The following is a 21244-nucleotide window of genomic DNA, read 5'->3' as shown; positions in this document are numbered from 1 at the left end:
TGTAAAAGCGCGTGAGGTGCACCATGTCGAAAGTTGCCGTGAAGAAAAAAGTAGAAGCTGTTGTCGAAGACAAAGCCGGTCTGTTCGACGACGTGAAGGGCTATGCCCGCAAGATCTACCTCGCTGGCCTGGGCGCTTACGCCAAGGCGGGTAGCGAAGGGGCCGAATACTTCAAGGAGCTGGTCAAGACCGGTGAAGGCGTCGAAAGCAAAGGCAAGAAGCTGGTCGACGAGCAGGTAGAAGCCGCCAACAGCCAGATCGAATCGGTCAAGCAGTCGGTCAACAGCAATGTCACCAGCGTTAAAGGCAAGGTCGAAGTTCAACTCGACAAGATCGAGAAGGCTTTCGATACTCGTGTGGCTTCCGCTCTGAACCGTATCGGCATTCCGTCCAAGCAGGATGTTGAAGCACTCTCTGCTAAGCTGGATGAGCTGAGCGCGTTGCTCGAGCATGTCGCGCGTACCAAATAAGGAGATCAGGATGGCTGTTAAGAAGAAAACCGAGAAACAGACCAGCTCCTGGATCGGCGAGGTCGAGAAATACTCGCGTCAGATCTGGTTGGCAGGCTTGGGCGCTTATTCCAAGGTCAGCAAGGACGGCACCAAGCTGTTCGACACGCTGGTCAAGGACGGCGAGAAGGCTGAAAAGCAGGCCAAGAGCGAAGTCGACAAGCAGGTCGATGCAGTGAAAGCCGGTGTCGGCTCCAAGGTTGGCTCTGCCAGGTCCAAGGTCGATGAGGTCAAGGACAGGGCAATCGGCAAGTGGGGTGAGCTGGAAGAGGCTTTTGACAAGCGTCTGAACAATGCCATCTCGCGTCTGGGGGTACCCAGCCGCAATGAGGTCAAGGCGTTGAATGACAAGGTCGACAGCCTGACCAAGCAGCTGGAGAAAATCACTGGCGTATCGGCCAAGTCGGTCGCCAAGCCTGCTGCCAAAGCTGCGCCCAAACCTGCCGCGAAGGCTGCCGCCAAGCCGGCTGCGAAAGCAGCTGCCAAACCTGCTGCGAAGCCGGCCGCCAAGCCTGCTGCCAAAGCTGCAGCCAAGCCCGCTGCCAAACCGGCTGCCGCGAAACCTGCAGCCGCCAAGCCGGCAGCTAAACCTGCGGCGAAACCGGCAGCCAAGGCCGCAGCGAAACCCACTGCCAAGCCAGCGGCCGCCGCCAAGCCTGCAGCCAAGCCAGCAGCCAAGCCTGCTGCAGCGAAGAAGCCGGCTGCGAAGAAACCGGCAGCACCCAAGGCAGCTGCGCCGAAACCGGCTGCACCGGCTCCGGCTCCGGCCGCCGCTGCAACGCCGGCAGCTGCACCGGCTCCGGCTGCCACCCCGGCAACTCCAGCCACGCCGTCCTGAGTGTCTCAGGATCAAAAACGCCCGGCCTAGTGCCGGGCGTTTGCGTTTCTGCTCACAGGGCGGGCCATGCGCATCAACCGTGGATGCGTCTCGGCTTTGTAGGGCGGGTGTAACCCGCCATTTGCGCTCTGGCGGGTTGCACCCGCCCTACATTCCCAGCGTGTCATTGGCGTGCGCACGGCTGCGCTTCAGGCTTCCAGATAGCGCTGCGCCAAGTGCTCGACGGTGCTGCGTGAGGGCTGGTTCAGGTGTGGCGCCACCAGCATCATGATCTGGTACACCACCAGGCGCACTTCACCTTCCTGGTCGAGGATGCGTTGGTAGTCGAGGGAGAACAGCAGCGTCAGGGTGATCTGCTCGACCAGTTGGCCGAGCGCCTGGGTGCCGCTGTTCACTTGACCGTCGGCCATCAGGCGGGCAAGCAGGGAGGCCAGCGTGCGTTTCAGCGCGTTCAGCCAGTGGCGAATGCCGCGCGCCAGTTTTGGCAGGCGCCCGGCCAGATTGGACAGATCCTGAAAGAGAAAACGGTACTGCGACAGTCGCTCGACGATCAGGTGCAGGAACAGCCAGTAGTCCTCGACATCCAGTCGGGCTTCTGCGGGCGGGTCGAGCAAAGGCGCCATCTCGCTCTGGAAGCGTTCGAACAGCTCCAGTACCAGCGGCTCCTTGCCATGGAAGTGGTAGTAGAGATTGCCCGGGCTGATGTCCAGCTCGTTGGCAATCTCCAGGGTAGAAACATTGGGCTCGCCCTGTTCGTTGAACAACTGCAGGGCGGCTTGCAGAATGCGCTCGCGGGTTTTCATCCTTGGCTTCTTGTTCGATTAGGCGCGAATGGCTGACGATAACCGGCCGGCGTGAAGCCGGCCATCCCTTTAGTAAAAGTTGCGTAGCGACACCTCCTATGCCCTTCTCCCTTGGGAGAAGGTGGCGCGAAGCGCCGGATGAGGGGCGCGCATGCCCACGGGCTTTCTTCGTAGCATGCCCGCTTCAGCGGATATGCACGTAGGTGCCGGGCGCGGCCTCCATCGGCGGATGGTTCTGGTTGCCCAGCGCCATCAGCGTTTCCCGTTGCTCGCCGGAGCGCGCCTGCATCCACTCCAGCCACTGTGGCCACCAACTGCCCTGCTGGTGTGTGGCGTCGTGATACCAGGCGCGTGGGTCGGAGGTAAGCTTGGTGTTCTCGTAATAGTTGGCCTTGGGGTTGCCTGGCGGGTTGAGAATGCTCTGGATATGCCCGCTGTTGGACAGGATGAAACGGCGGTTGCCACCAAGCAGCAGGGTCGAGCGATAGACCGCATCCCAGGGCGTGATGTGATCGTTGATGCCGGCCACGCTGAAGCTGTCGACGTTGACCTTGGCCAGATCCACCGGCGTACCGCAGACCTCCAGCGCACCTGGACGGCTGAGCGGGTTGTGCTTGAAGAAATCGATCAGGTCGCCATGCAGCGCCGCAGGCAGACGGGTGTTGTCGTTGTTCCAGTAGAGGATGTCGAAGGCCGGCGGCTGCTTGCCGAGCAGGTAGTTGTTGACCCAGTAGTTCCAGATCAGGTCGTTGGGGCGCATCCAGGCGAATACCCTGGCCATGTCGCGACCGTCCAGCACGCCTTGCTGGTAGGAACGGCGCTTGGCCGACTCGAGGGTTTCCTCGTCGGCAAAGAGCATCGCCGGGCTGTCGATCTGACTATCGAGCAGGCTGACCATGTAAGTAGCGCTGAAAATCTTGCGTAGTTGGCGGCGTGCCTGCAGGTGGCCTTGCATGGCGGCGATGGTCAGGCCGCCGGCGCAGGCACCGAGCAGATTGACGTCCTTGCTGCCGGTGATGGCGCAGCAGGCATCGACGGCCTCCTCGACGGCTTGCACATAGCTCGACAGGCCCCATTCGCGGTGGCGCGGGTCGGGGTTGCGCCAGCTGATCATGAAGGTCTGCAGGCCGTTCTTCAGCGCGTACTGGACGAAGCTCTTGTCGTTGGACAGGTCGAATATGTAGTACTTGTTGATCTGTGGCGGCACGATCAGCAGTGGGCGCAGGTACTGCTTCTCGCTCATCGGCCTGTACTGGATCAGTTCCAGCAGCTCGTTGCGAAACACCACGGCGCCTGGCGTGCAGGCCAGATTACGACCGACCTCGAAGGCATGTTTGCTGACCTGGCTAGGCAGACCGTCGTTGTTCAGCAGGTCGTCGAGCAGGTGGCGCAACCCCTTGAATGCACTGCTACCTCCGGTGTTGAACAGCTCCTTGAGCGCCTGTGGGTTGAGCGGGCTGTTGGAGGGCGACAGGGCGTCGCTCATCAGCGATGCGAGAAAGCGCGCACGGGCTCGGTCATCGGCCGACAGGTCGCTGTCGTCGATCCACGCAGCCAGTTGTTTCTGCCATGCCAGATAGGCCTGCAGGCTGCGCCGGTAGAAAGGGTTGAGGTGCCAGGTCGGATCAGCGAAACGCGCGTCCTGCGGATTGACCTTGTGCAGGGTGTCGCCGAGCAGCACGCGGCCAAGCTGGCCGCCGAAGGCCAGCAGATGACGTCCGCTGCGCACCGGATTCTTCAGGCCCTGGGCTGCCAGCAGGCGCATGGTGGACAACAGATCGCGACCGCGCACGCCCACCACCGCGCTCTGGGCGTTCATGAAACTGGCAGGTGCCGGCAGTGAAGCCGGGTTCGACTTGTCTCGCATGGGGCAACACTCCATCGTCAAACCGTCTAGAGACTTTCATGGCGCGGACTGCCTGACGCGCACCTTGTACTTGTGCACAGTGTGCAGCAAGCCCTGTACCAGACACGCGGGAACTGCATTCCAGAGCGCCGCGCCGAAAAACATGAGACCTTGAACGGCCCCTTTGTCGAGCACACAGAGCATTGCGCACCATGCTGGTGCGATCAGTGCTGGCGCACGGGCGCGGGTTGCGGGTGCATCACCGCGCGGTGCCGTTCCTCCTCGAGAAACTTCATGATGATCGGCGCCACCGCTTCGGCGCGGGTCACCAGGAACAGGTGGCCGTCGTCGATCACGTGCAATTCGGCGTTGGGAATGCGCCAGGCCAGCAGACGCATGTTGATCAGCGGAATCAGCGGGTCGTCGTCGCCGGCCATCACCAGGGTCGGTTGGCGGATCTTGTGCAGCCAGTGGATGCTGGTCCAGCCGAGGCCGGCGAACAACTGCCAGTAGTAGCCCATCTTGCCGCCCGAGCGCACCTTGCTGGCATGAGCCATGGCAAGCTTGGGATCACGGCGGAAGGCACCGCCGTAGATGTCCGGGGCGATGCGCACGCCATAGGACGGCTGCACATAACGTCGCGGGCTGGCCATGCGCCAGAGCACCTTGGGCTTGCCCGGCACCATCACCGCGCCGGCCGAGGTGGCGGCGAGGATCAGCTTCTTGCAGCGCTCGGGATAATCATGCGCGAACTGTTGCGCCAGGGCGCCGCCCCAGGACACGCCGATGGCATTGACCTGACCGTAGTCGAGGTAATCGAGCATGCGCGCCGCCAGCTTGGCCAGGCCAGGGAAGCGGTAGGGCGTAGCCGGCGTGGAGGAGCCGCCGACACCGGGTACGTCGAAGGCGATGATCTCCAGCTCTGGATCCAGGGCGGCGACGAAGGGCATCACCAGCTCCAGGTTGGCGCCAATGCCGTTGAAGATCAGCAGCGGCACCAACTGGCTGTTGCCTGGCCGCACCGCAGTGCGGATGGTCTGCCCATCGAGATCGATGGTGCGGAATACGAATGGTTGCGGCATAGGCGCAGCCCCTGTGGAGTTGAGCGCTGGAGAGGGCCGTCCGGGCCGCCTCCAGGGTTACCAGGGGTTACCTGGTTCCACGCCGGTCAGACCGTCGTGGCGTGCGGCACTTCCCGGTGCCGCTGCGGTTGAAACTGAAAATCAGCGTTCGTGTACATAGGTGCCCGGAGCGGCTTCGCCGGCCGGGAATTTCTTGTTGCCCAGCGCCCGTGGAGCATTCTTGGTTTCGCCCGAACGCTCGGCCAGCCAGGTTTGCCAGTGCAGCCACCAGGAGTCGGCGTGCTTAGTCGAGCTTTCCTGCCAGGCCTTCGGGTCCAGCGGCATCTCGCTGTTGGTCATGTAGCGCGCCTTGGGGTTGCCCGGCGGGTTGAGAATGCTCTGGATATGGCCGCTGTTGGACAGCACGAACTCGCACTTGCCGCCGAACAGGTGCGCCGACTTGTAGCAGGAATCCCACGGCGTGATGTGGTCGGTGGTGCCGGCGACGACGAAGAAATCACAGGTGACCTGCTTCAGGTCAATCGGTGTGCCGCAGACTTCCAGCGCGCCCGGGCGGGTCAGCGGGTTGGTCTGGAACATGTCGATGAATTCGCCGTGCAGCGCGGCCGGCAGGCGCGTGGTGTCGTTGTTCCAGTAGAGGATGTCAAACACCGGCGGCTCGTTGCCGAGCAGGTAGTTGTTGACCCAGTAGTTCCAGATCAGGTCGTTGGGACGCATCCAGGCGAATACCTTGGCCATGTCGCTGCCTTCCAGCACGCCAGCCTGGTAGGAGCGGCGCTTGGCGGCCTCCAGGGTCTTCTCGTCGGCGAACAGGGCCACCTGGGTATCTAGCTGGGTGTCTAGCACGCTGACCAGCAGGGTCAGGGCGCTGACCTTCTGCTGGCCAAGCGCAGCGTAGTGGCCGAGCAGGGAAGCGGTGGTCAAGCCGCCGGAACAGGCGCCAAGCATGTTGACGTCCTTGCTGCCGGTGATGGCGCAGATCACGTCGATGGCTTCCTTGAGCGCCTCGATGTAGGTGGACAGGCCCCACTCGCGCTGCGCCTTGGTCGGGTTGCGCCAACTGACCACGAAGGTCTGTACCTGGCTGCGCAGGAGGAAGCGCGCCAAGCTCTTGTCTGGCGACAGGTCGAATATGTAGAACTTGTTGATCTGCGGTGGCACCACCAGCAGCGGACGTTCGTGCACGCTCTCGGTGATCGGCTTGTACTGGATCAGCTCCAGCACATCGTTGCGGAACACCACGGCGCCGTCGGTGGTGGCCAGGTTCTTGCCGACCTCGAAGGCCTCCATGTTCACCTGGCTGGGCATGCCGCCGTTGTGCACCATGTCCTTGGCCAGATGCGATAGACCGTCGAGCAGGCTCTTACCGCCGGTTTCGAAAAAGCGTTTGACTGCGGCCGGGTTGGCCATGCTGTTGGATGGGGCCATGGCTTCGGTCATCAGGTTGATGACGAAGTGTCCGCGACTGGCATCCTGCTCGGACAGCGAGCTGTGCTCGATCCAGTCGTGCAGTTCCTTGCGCCAGGCCAGGTAGGTCTGCAGGTAGCGGCGATACAGCGGGTTCTGGCTCCAGGCCGGATCGGTGAAGCGGCGGTCACCGTCTTCGGGCGTGAGCGCGGACTGGCCGAGCATGACGTTCTTCAGTTCAAGGCCGAAATGGGCGACGTGCTTGGCGCTGTGGAAGGGTTGCTTGAGCGCCTGAGAGAGAACCATGCGGGCAGAGGTCAGGAGATCCTTGCCGCGGATACCAATCACCGGGTTGAGTCCCAGGGTGTTTTCCGAGGCCTGGCGTTTCAGGTCTTCGTTATTCTTATCACTCATCTACGACGCTCCATTGTCCTGAGACGAATACCGGCCTGCGAGGGCGCACGGCGACACAGGGCCAGGTACTGCTCGGGTTACCGGGGGCGGATCGAGTCCGCGTATTTCGTTGCACCTGGCACAGCCAAATGCAGGGAACCTGCCAGTTCCTTGGTTACCCGAGTTTGTGAAGTTAAGCAAGCTGCTCGATGGCGCAGGAGTATGCCGCGATAGATTAGAAAACTCGCCCTAACTGTCGTTAACGTGGTCGGTGGGGGATGCGCCGAGCGCTCTGCGGCAAGGGTTTTCCTGTTACCTCAGAGCATCAGACGCACGATCGATTCGCTGGGGTCGCGGGATTTCCCGGCGGCGCTGAGCTGCGCCAGATAGTCGGCCCAGAGCTGGTCATGACGGGTGGCCAGTTCGTGCAGGTATTCCCAGGTGAACAGGCCGCTGTCATGGCCGTCGTCGAAGCACAGTTTCAGTGCATAGTTGCCGGCCGGTTCTATGCGCTCCAGGCCGACGTTGAGCTTGCCGGTCTGCAGAATCGGTTTGCCATGCCCCTGCACCTCGGCCGAGGGCGAATGCACACGCAGGAACTCGGCGCTGAGCTGATAGCTCTGCTCGCCGTAGTGCAGCTCCAGGGTTTTCGATGCCTTGTGCAGTTTGATCGCGCTGGGGATGGGCATGCTCGGCTCCTGAAACGATGTAGCCCGGATGCAATCCGGGACGCTGTGGTGAACGTCCCCGGATTTCATCCGGGCTACGGGCTTACAGAATATAACGCGACAGGTCTTCGTCCTGTGCCAGCTCGCCGAGGTGGCCGTTGACGTAAGCCGCGTCGATACGGATCGGTTCGCCGTTTTGCTGGCCCGCCAGGTCGCCGGCACTGAAGGACACCTCCTCCAGCAGGCGCTCGAGCAGGGTGTGCAGGCGGCGGGCGCCGATGTTTTCGGTCTTCTCGTTGACCTGCCAGGCGATCTCGGCCAGACGCTTGATGCCGTCTTCGGCGAACTCGATGTTCAAACCCTCGGTCTGCAGCAGTGCACTGTACTGCTCGGTGAGCGAGGCATGCGGCTCGCTGAGAATACGCTCGAAATCCTGGGGGCTCAGGGCCTTGAGCTCGACGCGGATCGGCAGACGGCCCTGCAGCTCGGGCACCAGGTCACTGGGCTTGCTCAGGTGGAAGGCGCCCGAGGCGATGAACAGGATGTGGTCGGTCTTGACCATGCCCAGTTTGGTGTTGACCGTGCAGCCTTCGATCAGCGGCAGCAAATCGCGCTGCACGCCCTCGCGGGAAACGTCGGCGCCGCCGGTGTTGCCGCGCTTGGCCACCTTGTCGATCTCGTCGATGAAGACGATGCCATGCTGCTCGACCGCTTCCAACGCGCGGGCCTTGAGTTCTTCCTCGTTGACCAGGCGCGCGGCTTCCTCGTCGCGTACCAGCTTCAGCGCGTCGGCGACCTTGAGCTTGCGGCTCTTCTTCTTGCCCTTGCCCATGCTGGAGAACAGGTTCTGCAACTGGTTGGTCATTTCCTCCATGCCCGGCGGGGTCATGATCTCCACGCCCATGGGCGAGTCGGCCACTTCGATGTCGATTTCCTTGTCGTTCAACTGACCTTCACGCAGGCGCTTGCGGAACAGCTGACGGGTGTTGGAGTCCTCGCTGCGCACCGGCTCGTCACCGAAGCCCTGGCGCGCTGGTGGCAGCAGGGCGTCGAGGATGCGTTCCTCGGCCGCATCTTCGGCGCGATGGCGGACCTTGGTGATTTCCTGCTCACGGAGCATTTTCACCGCTGCATCGGCCAGGTCGCGGATGATCGATTCGACATCGCGGCCGACATAGCCGACCTCGGTGAACTTGGTGGCTTCCACTTTCAGGAACGGCGCATTGGCCAGCTTGGCCAGACGACGGGCGATCTCGGTCTTGCCGACGCCGGTCGGGCCGATCATCAGGATGTTCTTCGGCGTGACTTCCTGGCGCAGTTCGGCCGGCAGCTGCATGCGCCGCCAGCGGTTGCGCAGGGCGATGGCCACGGCGCGCTTGGCGTCGTCCTGGCCGATGATGTGGCGGTTGAGTTCGTGGACGATCTCGCGGGGCGTCATGGACATGGAATTTGGCTCGCTATCGAATCTGTATGAAGAACGGACGTCACTCGGGGGCGTCCAGTTCCTCTATTGTCTGGTGATGATTGGTGAAGACGCAGATGTCGCCGGCGATGCCGAGTGCAGTCTGCGCTATCTCGAGGGCGGACAGGTCAGTCTTCATCAGCAGGGCGCGCGCGGCGGCCTGGGCGAAGTTGCCGCCGGAACCCATGGCGATCAGGCCTTCCTCGGGTTCGACGACGTCGCCGTTGCCGGTGATGATCAGCGAGGCGTCTTTGTTGGCCACTGCCAGCATGGCTTCCAGGCGGCTCAGGCTGCGGTCGGTACGCCAGTCCTTGGCCAGTTCGACGGCGGCGCGGACCAGATGGCCCTGGTGTTTTTCCAGTTGGCCTTCGAAGCGTTCGAACAGGGTGAAGGCATCGGCGGTGGCACCGGCGAAACCAGCCAGCACCTGGCCGTGGTAGAGGCGGCGCACCTTCTTGGCGTTGCCCTTCATGACGGTGTTGCCGAGGGAAACCTGGCCGTCGCCAGCCATCACGACCTTGCCGTGGCGGCGCACTGAAACGATGGTGGTCAAGGGTGAATCTCCACGCTGCGGGGCGAACTTGCCCGGATGGAAACTCAGATGGGGTGCCCTCCGCGGCTTTTCAACCGGCGACGGGTTTAACAGGCTGTTGAAAAACTACCTGCGTTGTCTGGCCGTCGTTAAAAACAGCCTCAAAATGCTCATTTACAACGCGTAAACTGCGCTTTTTCGGCTATTTTTGCCTCGGCCAGCCTGCCTCGCCTACGTTTTTCAACGGCCTGTCAGGCGATCAGCGGACCTGGCGCTGCTGTAACAGCAGGTTGCTGAAGCCGCCGGCTGCCAGGGTCTTCTGCGCGCTGGCCAGTTGCTCGCGGCTGGCGAAGGGGCCGACCAGTACGCGGTGCCAGGTTTCCTCGCGCACCTTGCCGGTTTCCACCCGTACGTTCTGGCCGAGCAGGATGATCTGCGCGCGCAGGCCGTCCGCGTCATCGCGTTTGCGGAACGAGCCGGCCTGCAGGAAGAACTGCGTGGTGACCGGCGCGTTGGCCAGCACGGGTGGCGGGGGCGGCGGCACCTGACCGTTGAGCGCGGCCTCGGCGCGGGCAGTGTCAATCTTCGCGGCCTCTTCCGGGGTGACCGGCTTTTGCTCAGGCACGGGTGGTGGCGTTTCTTCCAGGGCCTGCGGCAGGATCACTTCCGACTCCGGCAGCAGGGTGTAGAAATCGTACTTGGGCCTGGATGGCTCGGGTTGCGTCGGCTTCGGCTCGGGCTTGGTGCTGCGCACCTGTTCGCCCTTGTCGCGCTTGATCTCGTCACGGCCCGGTTCGAGGCTGAACAGGAACATGAAGAAACCGCCGACCACCAGACCGCAAGCCAGCCAGATCCAGCCCGGTACGGGCTTCTTCGCCGGGGCCTGATAGCGACTGGCGCCGCGTTTCGGCGCCGGCTTCTTGCGCGCTGCCATTTACATCCGCTCCAGAGTTTCCAGGCCGAGCAGCTCCAGGCCTTGCTTGAGCGTGCGACCGGTCAGGGCAGCCAGGCGCAGACGGCTGTCACGGGTGGCTTCGTCCTCGGCACTCAGGATCGGGCAGTTTTCGTAGAAGCTGGAGAACAGGCCGGCGAGGTCATACAGGTAGGCACAAAGGATGTGCGGCGTGCCCTTGTCGGCGACGTTGCCAAGCAGCTCGTTGAATTGTGCCACCTTGGCGGCCAGGGCTTGCTCCTGATCGGCAACCAGGGTGATTTGCCCGCCAATCTCGTCCACGCCCTTGCCCAGCTTGCGGAACACACCGGCCACGCGGGTGTAGGCGTACAGCAGATAGGGTGCGGTATTGCCTTCGAAGCTCAGCATCAGGTCGAAGTTGAAGCTGTAGTCGCTGGTGCGGTGCTTGGACAGGTCGGCGTATTTCACCGAGGCGATGCCCACTACGCGGGCGATTCTGCGCAGCTCGTCTTCGGCCAGGTCCGGGTTCTTGTCCTTGACCAGGCTGTAGGCGCGCTGTTCGGCTTCGTCGAGCAGGTGCACCAGCTTCACGGTGCCGCCGTCGCGGGTCTTGAACGGGCGGCCGTCCGGGCCGTTCATGGTGCCGAAGCCCATGTGCTCCATTTCCATGTTGGCAGGTACGAAACCGGCCAGGCGTGCGCAGGCGAAGACCATCTGGAAGTGCAAGGCCTGGCGCTGGTCGACGAAGTACAGCACGCGGTCGGCCTTGAGCGTGCCAGCGCGGTAGCGGGTCGCAGCGAGGTCCGTGGTGGCGTACAGGTAGCCGCCGCCGGCCTTCTGCACGATCAGCGGCAGCGGGTTGCCTTCGGCATTCTTGAACTCGTCCATGAATACGCACTGCGCGCCGTTGTCCTCGGTCAGCAGGCCCTTGGCGGTGAGGTCGGCGACTACCTGTGGCAGGTCGTCGTTGTAGGCACTCTCGCCCTTGACGTCGGCCATGCTCAGCTTGACGCCGAGACGGTCATACAGCGCCTGGCAGTGCGACAGGGAGATGTCGTTGAAACGGTGCCAAAGGCGCAGGCACTCGGCGTCGCCGGCCTGCAGCTGCACCACCAGCTCGCGGGCGCGGTCGGCGAACTCAGGGGATTCGTCGAAGCGCTTCTTGGCGGCGCGGTAGAAACCTTCCAGGTCGGCCAGCTCGCTTTCGGCGGCGGTCGGGTTTTCCTGCATGTAGGCCAGCAGCATGCCGAACTGGGTGCCCCAGTCACCGACGTGGTTCTGGCGGATCACCGTGTCGCCGAGGAACTCCAGTACGCGCGCCACGCTGTCGCCGATGATGGTCGAGCGCAGGTGGCCGACGTGCATTTCCTTGGCCAGGTTGGGCGCCGACAGGTCGACCACCACGCGCTGTGCCGGGCCGTTCTTGCGTACGCCGAGCCTGGCATCGGCCAGTGCGGCTTCCAGGCGCTGGGCCAGGGCATCACTGTTCTGGAAAAAGTTGAGAAAACCGGGGCCGGCGATTTCCACCTTGGTGATCTGCTCATCGGCCGGCAGGGCTGCGATGAGTTTTTCGGCCAGGTCGCGCGGCTTCATGCCGGCGGGTTTGGCCAGCATCATGGCGATGTTGCTGGCGAAGTCACCGTGGCTCTTGTCCTTGGTGTTCTCCACCTGGATGGCCGGCGTCAGGCCGGCAGGCAGCACGCCTTCGGCGGTCAGGCGGTCGAGGGCTTGCTGGATCAGGTGGCGAATGCTGTCTTTCATGTTCGGCTCGGGTTGCCTTGGGGCTTTGGTCGAAAACTGCGCATTATAAGAGCAGCTACAAGCTGCAAGCCATAACTTGTAGGGTGCGCCATGCGCACCAAGGGTTGCCTGGTTGCGAATCGAGAAGCGGATGCGCACGGCGCACCCTACGGTTCGGCGAAGCGGTGGTGCGTCAAAACAGGTCGATCGGGTCGACGTCCAGCGACCAGCGCACCGCGCGGCCGCTGGGCATTTGCTCCAACGCATGCAGCCAGTGGTTGAGCAGGCGGTGCAAAGGTGCACGGGCATTGCCCTGCAGCAGCAGTTGCGCACGGAAGCGCCCAGCGCGGCGCTCCATCGGTGCGGGGACCGGGCCGAGCAGTTCGATGCCGGTCAAGCCCAGCTCTCCCAGTAAATGCTCGGCCTCGCTGCAGGCTTCATCAAGAAAACTTTCCGCCTGGCCAGGCTTGTGCGCTTCGGCGCGAAGCAGCGCCAGGTGGCAGAACGGCGGCAGGCCGGCGCTGCGACGTTCGCTCAGTGCCTGTTCGGCGAAGGCGAAGTAGCCTTGTTCGGTCAGTTGTACCAGCAGCGGATGGTCGGCCAGGTGGCTCTGGATGATTACCTTGCCTGGTTCCTCCGCGCGACCAGCGCGACCAGCGACCTGCACGATCAGTTGCGCCATGCGCTCGCTGGCGCGGAAGTCGGCTGAGAACAGGCCGCCGTCGGCATCGAGAATCGACACCAGCGTCACCCGTGGGAAGTGGTGGCCCTTGGCAAGCATCTGGGTGCCCACCAGGATGCACGGCTCGCCCTTGTTGATTGTGGCGAACAGGCGATCCATCGCGCCCTTGCGCGAGGTGCTGTCACGGTCGATGCGCAGCACCGGGTAGTCGGGGAACAGCACCGCCAGGCGCTCTTCGGCGCGCTCGGTGCCGGCGCCGACCGGGCGCAAGTCGACGTGCTGGCATTTCGGGCAGTTGCTCGGTTGCTTTTCGACATGGCCGCAGTGATGACAGCGCAGTTCCTGGTAGCGCTGGTGCACGGTCATACGCGCATCGCAACGCGGGCACTCGGACAGCCAGCCGCAGTCGTGGCAGAGCAGGGTCGGGGCGAAGCCGCGGCGGTTGAGAAACACCAGCACCTGCTGTCCGGCCGCCAGAGTCTGGGCGATGGCCTGCTGCATTGGCCCGGAGATGCCCGAGTCCAGTGGCCGGCTCTTCACGTCCAGGCGCAGGAAGCGTGGCTGGCTGGCGCCGCCGGCGCGCTGAGTCAGCTTGAGCAGGGCGTAGCGGCCGCTGTGGGCGTTGTGCAGGCTTTCCAGCGAGGGCGTCGCCGAACCGAGCACGATAGGCACGTTTTCCTGGCGGGCGCGTACCAGAGCCAGGTCGCGTGCGTGGTAGCGCAGGCCTTCCTGCTGTTTATAAGAGGCGTCGTGTTCTTCGTCGACGATGATCAGTCCTGGGTTCTTCATCGGCGTGAACAGCGCCGAGCGCGTACCGATGATGATGTCGGCCTCGCCATCGCGAGCGGCCAGCCAGGCGTCCAGGCGCTCGCGATCATTCACCGCCGAATGCAGCAAGGCGATGCGTGCGTTGAAACGGCGGGAAAAACGGTCGAAGGTCTGCGGGCCGAGGTTGATCTCCGGGATCAGTACCAGCGCCTGCTTGCCGGCCTCCAGGCACTGGTGGATCAGTTGCAGATAGACCTCGGTCTTGCCGCTGCCGGTGACGCCGGCGAGCAGAAAGGCATTGAACTGATCCCAGTTCGACGCCACGGCATTCACTGCTGCGCGCTGCTCGGCGTTGAGCGGCAATTCCGGTTGTGCCAGCCAGTGCGCCGGCTTGGCATGAGGTTGGGTGCGGCGCACCTCGACCCGCACCAGTCCCTTCTCATGCAGTAACTGCAGGCTGTCGCGGTTGAGTTGCAGTTGGCTGAGCAGGCTGTGGGCCACGCCGTGTGGATGTTGCGCCAGCGCCTTGAGTGCGTCGCGCTGGCGTGGGGCGCGGGCCAGGCGTGGGTCGTCGACGCTGGCGTCTTTATTGACCAGCCAGTAGCGCTCCTGGCGGGTTTCGGCCGGCTCGCCCTGACGTAGCAATACCGGCAGGGCCCAGCTCAGGGTGTCGCCAAGGCTGTGCTGATAGTACTGCGCAGTCCACAGGCACAGCTTGAACAGCGACGCTGGCAGCGGTGGGCGGGCGTCGAGCAGTTCCAGGGCGGGCTTGAGTTTGTCGGTGGGGACGTCGCTCTGATTGTCGACCTCCACCAGCACGCCGATCATCTCGCGCCGGCCGAAAGGCACGCGCAGGCGTACGCCGGGCTGCAAGGCGCTGCGCGACACGCCAGCGGGGGCGAGGTAGTCGAACAGGCGGCGCAGCGGCGAGGGCAGGGCGAGGCGCAGGATCAGGTTGGGCAAGCCAGAAGCTCCATTGACAGGCCGGCGATCTTAACACGCGACGACCGGCGCCTTGCGTGGCTTGCATCGGCTTGCGCGTCTGGTAAGATGCGCGGCCTATTTCTGTGCGGTGCCTGACATTGGTCGGGTGGCGGCACGACTACCCTGAGGAAAGCACGATGAAAGCCGATATCCATCCGAACTATGTCGAAATCGACGCTACCTGCTCCTGCGGTAACGTGATCAAGACCCGCTCCACCCTGGGCAAGAACCTGAGCCTCGACGTTTGCTCCGAGTGCCACCCGTTCTACACCGGTAAGCAGAAAGTGCTGGACACCGGCGGCCGTATCGATCGCTTCAAGCAGCGCTTCGGCGTATTCGGCGCCAAGTAAGCGACCGAACGATTACGGAACGTGCCATGCACCTGTCCGTGAATCTGAAAAAGGCGTCCCTGGTGGGCGCCTTTTTCGTTTCTCTGCTTGGCGCCGATCTGGCCCAGGCCTTCTGCCCGCAGCGCGCCGATCTGGCGCAGGTCGCGGTGCGCCAGGTAGTCGATGGTGACACGGTGCGCCTGGCCGACGGGCGCAGCATCCGCCTGATCGGCATCAACGCGCCTGAACTGGGGCGCAAGGGACGCAGCGACGAGCCTTATGCGGTGCAGGCCAAGCGCCGCTTGCAGGCGCTGGTCGATGCCAGCGATGGTCGGGTCGGTCTGCTCTACGGCGCGCAGCGCAAGGATCGCTACGGGCGTACCCTGGCCCATCTCTACGACCGCCAGGGGCGTAATCTCGAAGCGCAACTCTTGGGCGAAGGCCTCGGCTTCATGGTGGCGGTGGCGCCCAATACGGCGCTGGTGACTTGCCAGGCGAAAGCCGAGCGCGTGGCGCGCAGCCAGCGGCTTGGCTTGTGGCGTGATGAGCAGGTTAAGACGGCTGGTCAGCTACGCAGTGGCGGCTTCGCCCTGCTCGGTGGGCGGGTTACTGGCGTGCAGCGCAATCGCGGCGGCCTCTGGCTCGATCTCGATGGTGGGCGGGTGTTGCGCGTTGCACCAGAACTGCTTGGTGAGTTCGACATGCGCGCCTTGCAGAAACTCAAGGGGCGGCGAGTGGAGGCGCGTGGCTGGGTCATCGATCGCCAGAGTCGCGGCGGCTTGAAATCCGGGCAGGCACGCTGGATGCTGCCGCTTACCCATTCGGCGATGCTGGAGGTGTTGCCATGATGCGTGCATTGACGCTGTGTCTGTTCTGCAGCTGGTTGGCGGGTTGTGCGGTCAATCCCGCTACTGGCCGCACCGATTTCGTGATGATGAGCGAACGCCAGGAGCTGGATCTTGGTGCGCGCTACAACCAGGAAATCCTCAAGCAATACCCGCGTTACGAAGATGCCAAACTGCAGGCCTATATCCAGCGCGTGGGTGAGCGTGTGGCGCGCAGCAGCCATCGTAATCAGCTCAACTACGTCTTCACTCTGGTGGACAGTCCGGACGTCAACGCCTTCGCCCTGCCGGGGGGCTACATCTATATCCATCGTGGGCTGCTCGCCTACCTCAACTCCGAGGCGGAGCTGGCGGCCGTGCTGGGCCATGAGGTCGGTCACGTGACCGCGCGCCATAGCGTGCGCCAGCAAAGTCAGTCCACGGCCTGGGGCTTGCTCGGTCAGGCTGCGGCCATCGGTACCGGTGTCGGAGCGGTGGGGGATCTGACCAGCGCCATGGGCAATGCCTTCGTGCGCGGCTACGGGCGCGACATGGAGCTGGAGGCCGATGGCCTGGGCGCGCAATACCTGGCGCGTGGTGGCTACGATCCGCAGGCGATGATCGAAGTGGTCAAGGTGCTCAAGGGGCAGGAGGACTTCGCTCGCGAGCAGGCTGCCAAGCGGGGCGAGGCACCTGCAGCGGGTGGGTACCACGGCTTGTTCGACACGCACCCGGACAATGATCGACGTCTGCAGGAAGTCATTGGCCCTGCGCGTGCATTGGTGGGCGGCAATCAGGAAGTGGGGCGCGACAATTTCCTGCAGATGCTCGACGGCCTGGTGTTCGGCGATTCGGCTGCCAGCGGAATTCGCCGTGGGCGCAATTTCTATCACGGCGAGCTGGACTTCGCCCTGACCTACCCGCAGGGCTGGCAACTGGTCAATCGCCCGGATGTGTTGATCGGCCACACCCCGGATGAGCAAGCCTTTATCGCCATGACCCTGGAGGCGGTGGAAAAAGGTCTTTCGCCTGCCGAGTTCCTGCGCAAGCGCGTCGGCAGTCAGCGTCTGGTGGCGGGCGAGGAGTTGCGTCTTGGTGCGCTGCAGGGCTATACGGCGGTGTTGCAGGGCCAATCGGCGCGGCGCGTTGCGGTGATCTATCGGGGCGACAATGCCTACCTGTTCGTGGCGGCGGTGAAAGGGCGTGCGTCGCTGGAAACCGAGGACCAACGTTTCCTCGATGTCATCCGCAGTTACCGGCCGCTCAAGGCGGCTGAGCGCAAGCTGGCCGAGCCAGTGCGCTTGCGTCTGGTGCGGGTCAAGACGGGGCAGGGCATCTCTGCTTTGGCCAAGGATTCGCCGCTGGCGGTTGATGGCGAGGCGCAGCTGAGGCTGCTTAACGGGCTCTATCCGAGTGGTGAGCCGCGCCCCGGCCAGTGGCTGAAAACGCTGCGCTAGCGCGGCGCCTCAATCGCGACCGAACGGTCTTGTGCAGGTGTATACAACTTGCGTATCCTCGGCCGCCTGCCCGTTCAACAGCCAACAAAAGCGGAAATGCCACTATGTCAGATCTAAAAACTGCCGCTCTCGAATATCACGCCCAGCCCCGCCCCGGTAAGCTGAGCGTCGAGTTGACCAAAGCCACTGCTACTGCCCGCGACCTGTCGCTGGCCTACAGCCCGGGTGTCGCTGAGCCGGTTCGCGAAATCGCTCGTGATGCCGAGCTGGCCTACCGTTACACCGGTAAAGGCAACCTGGTAGCCGTTATTTCCGATGGCACCGCCATCCTCGGCCTGGGTAACCTCGGTCCGCTGGCCTCCAAGCCGGTCATGGAAGGTAAAGGCGTGCTGTTCAAGCGTTTCGCTGGTATCGATGTGTTCGATATCGAAGTCGATTCGGAAAGCCCGCAGGCCTTCATCGACACCGTAAAACGCATCTCCATTACCTTCGGCGGCATCAACTTGGAAGATATCAAGGCCCCCGAATGTTTCGAGATCGAGCGCGCGCTGATCGAGCAGTGCGACATCCCGGTATTCCACGATGACCAGCATGGCACCGCGATCGTCACAGCTGCCGGCATGCTCAACGCCCTGGAAATCGCCGGCAAAACCCTTGAAGAGGCGAAGATCGTCTGCCTGGGTGCCGGTGCTGCCGCTATCTCCTGCATGAAGTTGCTGGTGAGCATGGGCGCCAAGGTCGAGAACATCTTCATGATCGACCGCAAGGGCGTGGTGCACGCTGGTCGCGATGATCTGAACCAGTACAAGGCGGTGTTCGCTCATGAAACCGATCGTCGCACCCTGTCCGATGCGCTCGACGGCGCGGATGTGTTCGTCGGCCTGTCTGGCGCCAACCTGCTGAGCCCGGAAGATCTCAAGCGCATGGCGGCCAACCCGATCGTCTTCGCCTGCTCCAATCCTGACCCGGAAATCAAGCCGGAGCTGGCACACGAGACGCGCAACGACGTGATCATGGCCACCGGTCGTTCCGACTACCCGAACCAGGTCAACAACGTTCTGGGTTTCCCCTTCATCTTCCGCGGTGCTCTGGACGTACGCGCCACCCGCATCAACGAAGAGATGAAGATCGCCGCAGCGCTGGCACTGCGCGACCTGGCCAAGCTGCCGGTACCGCAGGACGTCTGTGACGCCTACGGTGGTATCGCGCTGTCGTTCGGTCGTGAGTACATCATTCCGAAGCCGATGGATCAGCGTCTGATCACCGTGGTTTGCGATGCCGTGGCCAAGGCTGCCATCGAATCCGGTGTGGCGACCCTGCCCTATCCGAAGCACTATCCGCTGAAATCGGTGGATGAAGTATTCAACGGCTGATCAGCCGAGTAGTAAAAAACCCGCCTCGGCGGGTTTTTTATTGCCTGTGATTCGGCTCAAGGCAGCGCTTGCCGTCGCCTGAGCCTCGTCCTAGAACAAGTCGATCGGTGCCATCTCGTCGGCCGGCAGCGGGCTGCCAGGTACGCCCATGCCAGGTTCGAACTCGCTCATCGGGGGTGGCGAGTCTTCGCTTTTGAACAATTCGAAGTAGGCGTCCGGGGTGCCAGGTGCTGCAGCGCGGCCACTGATCGGGTCGACGCGCAGCGTCAGCAGACCCTTGGGTTCCTTGGGCGGATGGTTGGGGTGATCCTTGAGTACCGCGCCCATGTAGTTCATCCAGATCGGCAGCGCGACAGTGCCGCCGTACTCATGGCGGCCCAGGCTCTCGGGCTGGTCGAAGCCTGCCCAGACGGTGGTCACATAGTCGGCGTTGTAGCCAGAGAACCAGCTGTCCTTGGACTCATTGGTAGTGCCGGTCTTGCCGGCCAGGTCATTGCGGCCAAGGGCGAGAGCGCGTCGGCCGGTACCGCGCTTGATCACGTCCTGCAGCATGCTGGTCATGATGTAGGCGGTGCGTTCGTCGATGATCTGCTCGGCGACCTTGGGTTCTTCCAGCGGCAACTCGTCGGTTGCGTTGACGGTGAGACTGGCGTTCTCCTCGGCCGGCGCGCTGCCTGGCACGCGTGCCGGGTTGGCACGGAACAGCGGTTTGCCGTCGCGATCGTCGATGCGTTCGATCAGGTAGGGCTCGACCTTGTAACCGCCATTGGCGAAGGTGGCCCAGCCCTCTGCAATTTCCATGGGTGTCAGGCTGGCGGTGCCGAGTGCCAGCGACAGGTTGCGCGGCAGATCTTGTGGGTCGAAGCCGAAGCGCTCGATGTAACGAAGGCTGCGGTCGATACCCATGTCCTGCAGCAGGCGGATGGAAACCAGGTTGCGCGACTTGTACAGCGCTTCACGCATCCGAATCGGGCCGAGGAAGGTGTTGTTGTCGTTCTTCGGGCGCCATTTCTGCGACAGGTAATCGTCGGAGAGGATGATTGGTGCATCGTTGACCAGCGTTGCTGCGGTGTAGCCGCTATCCAGTGCCGCGCTATAGATGAAGGGCTTGAAGCTCGAGCCCGGCTGGCGCTTGGCCTGCACTGCGCGGTTGTAGTTGCTCTGGTCGAATGAGAAGCCGCCGACCAGCGACTGAATGGCGCCGCTGTATGGGTCGAGGGAAACCAGCGCGCTCTGCGCCGCTGGAACCTGAGTGAAACGCAGGCTGCCATCTTCCTGGCGCTGTACGCGAACGATATCGCCGACCTGGGCGACATCGCCAGGTTGCTGTGGTCGCGGCCCCAGGCTGTTGGTATTGAGGAATGGGCGAGCCCATTTCATGCTGTCCCACGAGACAGCTTGTTCTTCACCGTTACGGGTCAATACCAGGATGCCGCTTTTCTCGACCTGGGTAACCACCGCTGGTTCCAGGCCGCCGATGCTGCGGTACTTGCCCAGCTCGGCCTGCCAGGTTTCGCGGGTCATGCCCGGCAAGCGACTCTCAGGGCCACGGTAGCCGTGACGTTGGTCGTAGGCGATCAGTCCGTCACGTAGCGCGGTATTGGCCGCTTCCTGTAGATGGCTGGGTACGGTGGTGGTGACGTTGAAGCCTTCGGTATAAGCCTCGCTGCCATAGCGTCCGACCATTTCCGCACGCGCCATCTCGGCTATGTAGGGAGCGCTCAGTTCCGGAGTCGGAACGTGATAGCGGGCGTCGACCTCTTCGGCCAGTGCTTGCTCGTAGCTGGCCTGGTCGATGCGGCCGAGGCGGTAAAGACGGCCGAGAATCCAGTCGCGGCGCTCCTTGGCCCGTGTCGGGTTGACCAGCGGGTTGTAGCGCGATGGTGCTTTCGGCAGGCCGGCAATCATCGCCATCTGCGCCAGGTTGAGTTCGCGGATCGATTTACCGTAGTACACCTGTGCGGCAGCTTCGATGCCATAGGCGCGGTGGCCGAGGTAGATCTTGTTGACGTAGAGCTCGAGGATTTCGTCCTTGCTCAGCTCGCGCTCGATCTGCAGCGCCAGGAGAATTTCGGTAGCCTTGCGTGAGAAGCTGCGCTCACTGGTGAGGAAGAAATTCTTCGCCACCTGCATGGTGATGGTGCTGCCACCGCTCTGAATCTGGCCGCTTTTCAATAATTGCGTGGCAGCGCGCATCAGGCTGGTCACATCGACGCCATAATGATTGGCGAAATTATCGTCTTCAGCAGCCAGCAGGGCGCTGATGAATGCCTTGGGGATCTCGTCGAAGCGAATGGGCGAACGGCGCATCTCGCCGAACTCGGCGATCAGCTTGGCGTCGCTGCTGTAGACGCGCAGAGGAATCTGCAGCTGTACCTGACGCAGCGATTCGACGGACGGAAGGGTCGGGCTAAGATAAAGAAACGCGCCGCTGAAACTGAGCAACAGCCCACAAAAAACGGCAACGCAAGACCACCAGATGAACTTCAGCAGGCGTATCAAAATGTTCGGAATTCCAAGTAAAAGAATGAGTTAAGCAGGAGTCGAGGCAAAAAGGGAAAAGCTGATCACATTATAAGCGTTTTTTTTCCCGGGGAGCCATTTGCGCTTCTGTCAAGACTGATATTTAATGTG

17 protein-coding genes are annotated in these 21244 nt (G+C 62.9%); 6 read left to right on the top strand and 11 right to left on the bottom strand.

Annotation, left to right across the window (positions count from 1 at the left end):
- Positions 1–23: 23 nt before the first annotated feature.
- The gene (locus tag INS93_RS03325) at positions 24–470 is read left to right on the top strand and encodes a phasin family protein (protein WP_074676438.1); all 447 of its coding nucleotides are present in this window, start codon (positions 24–26) and stop codon (positions 468–470) included.
- Positions 471–480: 10 nt separating this feature from the next.
- A complete protein-coding gene (locus INS93_RS03320; RefSeq protein WP_160019086.1) occupies positions 481–1347 on the top strand; it encodes a phasin family protein in 867 nt (288 codons plus the stop codon).
- Between the two features lie 188 nt (positions 1348–1535).
- On the opposite strand, the gene INS93_RS03315 is transcribed toward INS93_RS03320, so the two are convergent.
- The 10 genes from INS93_RS03315 to INS93_RS03270 all read right to left on the bottom strand — a co-directional run bounded on the left by INS93_RS03315 (position 1536) and on the right by INS93_RS03270 (position 14606).
- Positions 1536–2150, bottom strand: a complete 615-nt coding sequence (locus INS93_RS03315) for a TetR/AcrR family transcriptional regulator (protein ID WP_192980288.1) — start codon at positions 2148–2150, stop codon at positions 1536–1538.
- 184 nt (positions 2151–2334) lie between these two features.
- Entirely contained in the window at positions 2335–4017 is a 1683-nt protein-coding gene (gene phaC, locus INS93_RS03310) for a class II poly(R)-hydroxyalkanoic acid synthase (protein ID WP_192980287.1), read from the bottom strand.
- Positions 4018–4220: 203 nt separating this feature from the next.
- Positions 4221–5078: a poly(3-hydroxyalkanoate) depolymerase gene (gene phaZ, locus INS93_RS03305; protein WP_160019091.1), complete on the bottom strand. Its 858-nt coding sequence runs from the start codon at positions 5076–5078 to the stop codon at positions 4221–4223.
- 141 nt (positions 5079–5219) lie between these two features.
- Complete coding sequence (gene phaC / locus INS93_RS03300; protein WP_192980286.1) at positions 5220–6899, bottom strand: class II poly(R)-hydroxyalkanoic acid synthase; 1680 nt, start codon at positions 6897–6899, stop codon at positions 5220–5222.
- A gap of 296 nt (positions 6900–7195) precedes the next feature.
- Positions 7196–7567, bottom strand: coding sequence for a gamma-butyrobetaine hydroxylase-like domain-containing protein (locus INS93_RS03295; protein ID WP_192980285.1), 372 nt, complete (start codon positions 7565–7567; stop codon positions 7196–7198).
- An 82-nt stretch (positions 7568–7649) separates the two neighbouring features.
- Positions 7650–8990: an HslU--HslV peptidase ATPase subunit gene (gene hslU, locus INS93_RS03290; RefSeq protein ID WP_017678530.1), complete on the bottom strand. Its 1341-nt coding sequence runs from the start codon at positions 8988–8990 to the stop codon at positions 7650–7652.
- 40 nt (positions 8991–9030) lie between these two features.
- Positions 9031–9561: an ATP-dependent protease subunit HslV gene (gene hslV, locus INS93_RS03285; protein WP_017678531.1), complete on the bottom strand. Its 531-nt coding sequence runs from the start codon at positions 9559–9561 to the stop codon at positions 9031–9033.
- A gap of 238 nt (positions 9562–9799) precedes the next feature.
- A complete protein-coding gene (locus INS93_RS03280) occupies positions 9800–10474 on the bottom strand; it encodes an SPOR domain-containing protein (RefSeq protein WP_192980284.1) in 675 nt (224 codons plus the stop codon).
- The gene (gene argS / locus INS93_RS03275; RefSeq protein WP_192980283.1) at positions 10475–12214 is read right to left on the bottom strand and encodes an arginine--tRNA ligase; all 1740 of its coding nucleotides are present in this window, start codon (positions 12212–12214) and stop codon (positions 10475–10477) included. It lies immediately after the preceding gene.
- Positions 12215–12386: 172 nt separating this feature from the next.
- The gene (locus INS93_RS03270; protein ID WP_192980282.1) at positions 12387–14606 is read right to left on the bottom strand and encodes a primosomal protein N'; all 2220 of its coding nucleotides are present in this window, start codon (positions 14604–14606) and stop codon (positions 12387–12389) included.
- Between the two features lie 158 nt (positions 14607–14764).
- On the opposite strand from INS93_RS03270, the gene rpmE reads away from it, so the two are divergent.
- The 4 genes from rpmE to INS93_RS03250 all read left to right on the top strand — a co-directional run bounded on the left by rpmE (position 14765) and on the right by INS93_RS03250 (position 18610).
- Positions 14765–14977 (top strand): 50S ribosomal protein L31, encoded by a 213-nt coding sequence (rpmE, locus tag INS93_RS03265; RefSeq protein WP_003459015.1) that lies wholly within the window; start codon positions 14765–14767, stop codon positions 14975–14977.
- Between the two features lie 26 nt (positions 14978–15003).
- The gene (locus tag INS93_RS03260; protein WP_192980281.1) at positions 15004–15804 is read left to right on the top strand and encodes a thermonuclease family protein; all 801 of its coding nucleotides are present in this window, start codon (positions 15004–15006) and stop codon (positions 15802–15804) included.
- Positions 15801–17237 carry a M48 family metalloprotease gene (locus INS93_RS03255; RefSeq protein ID WP_192980280.1) on the top strand — a complete coding sequence of 479 codons (1437 nt, stop codon included), beginning with the start codon at positions 15801–15803 and terminating at the stop codon, positions 17235–17237. The genes INS93_RS03260 and INS93_RS03255 overlap by 4 nt, the downstream gene beginning before the upstream one ends.
- 104 nt (positions 17238–17341) lie before the next feature.
- A complete protein-coding gene (locus INS93_RS03250) occupies positions 17342–18610 on the top strand; it encodes a malic enzyme-like NAD(P)-binding protein (RefSeq protein WP_160019100.1) in 1269 nt (422 codons plus the stop codon).
- Positions 18611–18700: 90 nt separating this feature from the next.
- On the opposite strand, the gene INS93_RS03245 is transcribed toward INS93_RS03250, so the two are convergent.
- Positions 18701–21109, bottom strand: a complete 2409-nt coding sequence (locus INS93_RS03245) for a penicillin-binding protein 1A (protein ID WP_420707272.1) — start codon at positions 21107–21109, stop codon at positions 18701–18703.
- Positions 21110–21244 lie beyond the last annotated feature (135 nt).

Source organism: Pseudomonas sp. EggHat1 (genome assembly GCF_014892995.1).
In the GTDB taxonomy this organism is placed as follows: domain Bacteria; phylum Pseudomonadota; class Gammaproteobacteria; order Pseudomonadales; family Pseudomonadaceae; genus Aquipseudomonas; species Aquipseudomonas chaetocerotis.
Note: the sequence above shows the minus strand (reverse complement) of the source record. Positions and strands in the feature narration are given on the sequence as shown.

Coding starts and splice junctions, on each gene's coding strand:
- INS93_RS03295 (WP_192980285.1), bottom strand. CDS start 7,567: ATGCCCATCCCCAGCGCGATCAAACTGCACAAGGCATCGAAAACCCTG.
- INS93_RS03280 (WP_192980284.1), bottom strand. CDS start 10,474: ATGGCAGCGCGCAAGAAGCCGGCGCCGAAACGCGGCGCCAGTCGCTAT.
- phaC (WP_192980287.1), bottom strand. CDS start 4,017: ATGCGAGACAAGTCGAACCCGGCTTCACTGCCGGCACCTGCCAGTTTC.
- INS93_RS03250 (WP_160019100.1), top strand. CDS start 17,342: ATGTCAGATCTAAAAACTGCCGCTCTCGAATATCACGCCCAGCCCCGC.
- INS93_RS03320 (WP_160019086.1), top strand. CDS start 481: ATGGCTGTTAAGAAGAAAACCGAGAAACAGACCAGCTCCTGGATCGGC.
- phaZ (WP_160019091.1), bottom strand. CDS start 5,078: ATGCCGCAACCATTCGTATTCCGCACCATCGATCTCGATGGGCAGACC.
- phaC (WP_192980286.1), bottom strand. CDS start 6,899: ATGAGTGATAAGAATAACGAAGACCTGAAACGCCAGGCCTCGGAAAAC.
- INS93_RS03260 (WP_192980281.1), top strand. CDS start 15,004: ATGCACCTGTCCGTGAATCTGAAAAAGGCGTCCCTGGTGGGCGCCTTT.
- argS (WP_192980283.1), bottom strand. CDS start 12,214: ATGAAAGACAGCATTCGCCACCTGATCCAGCAAGCCCTCGACCGCCTG.
- hslU (WP_017678530.1), bottom strand. CDS start 8,990: ATGTCCATGACGCCCCGCGAGATCGTCCACGAACTCAACCGCCACATC.
- INS93_RS03315 (WP_192980288.1), bottom strand. CDS start 2,150: ATGAAAACCCGCGAGCGCATTCTGCAAGCCGCCCTGCAGTTGTTCAAC.
- rpmE (WP_003459015.1), top strand. CDS start 14,765: ATGAAAGCCGATATCCATCCGAACTATGTCGAAATCGACGCTACCTGC.
- INS93_RS03255 (WP_192980280.1), top strand. CDS start 15,801: ATGATGCGTGCATTGACGCTGTGTCTGTTCTGCAGCTGGTTGGCGGGT.
- INS93_RS03325 (WP_074676438.1), top strand. CDS start 24: ATGTCGAAAGTTGCCGTGAAGAAAAAAGTAGAAGCTGTTGTCGAAGAC.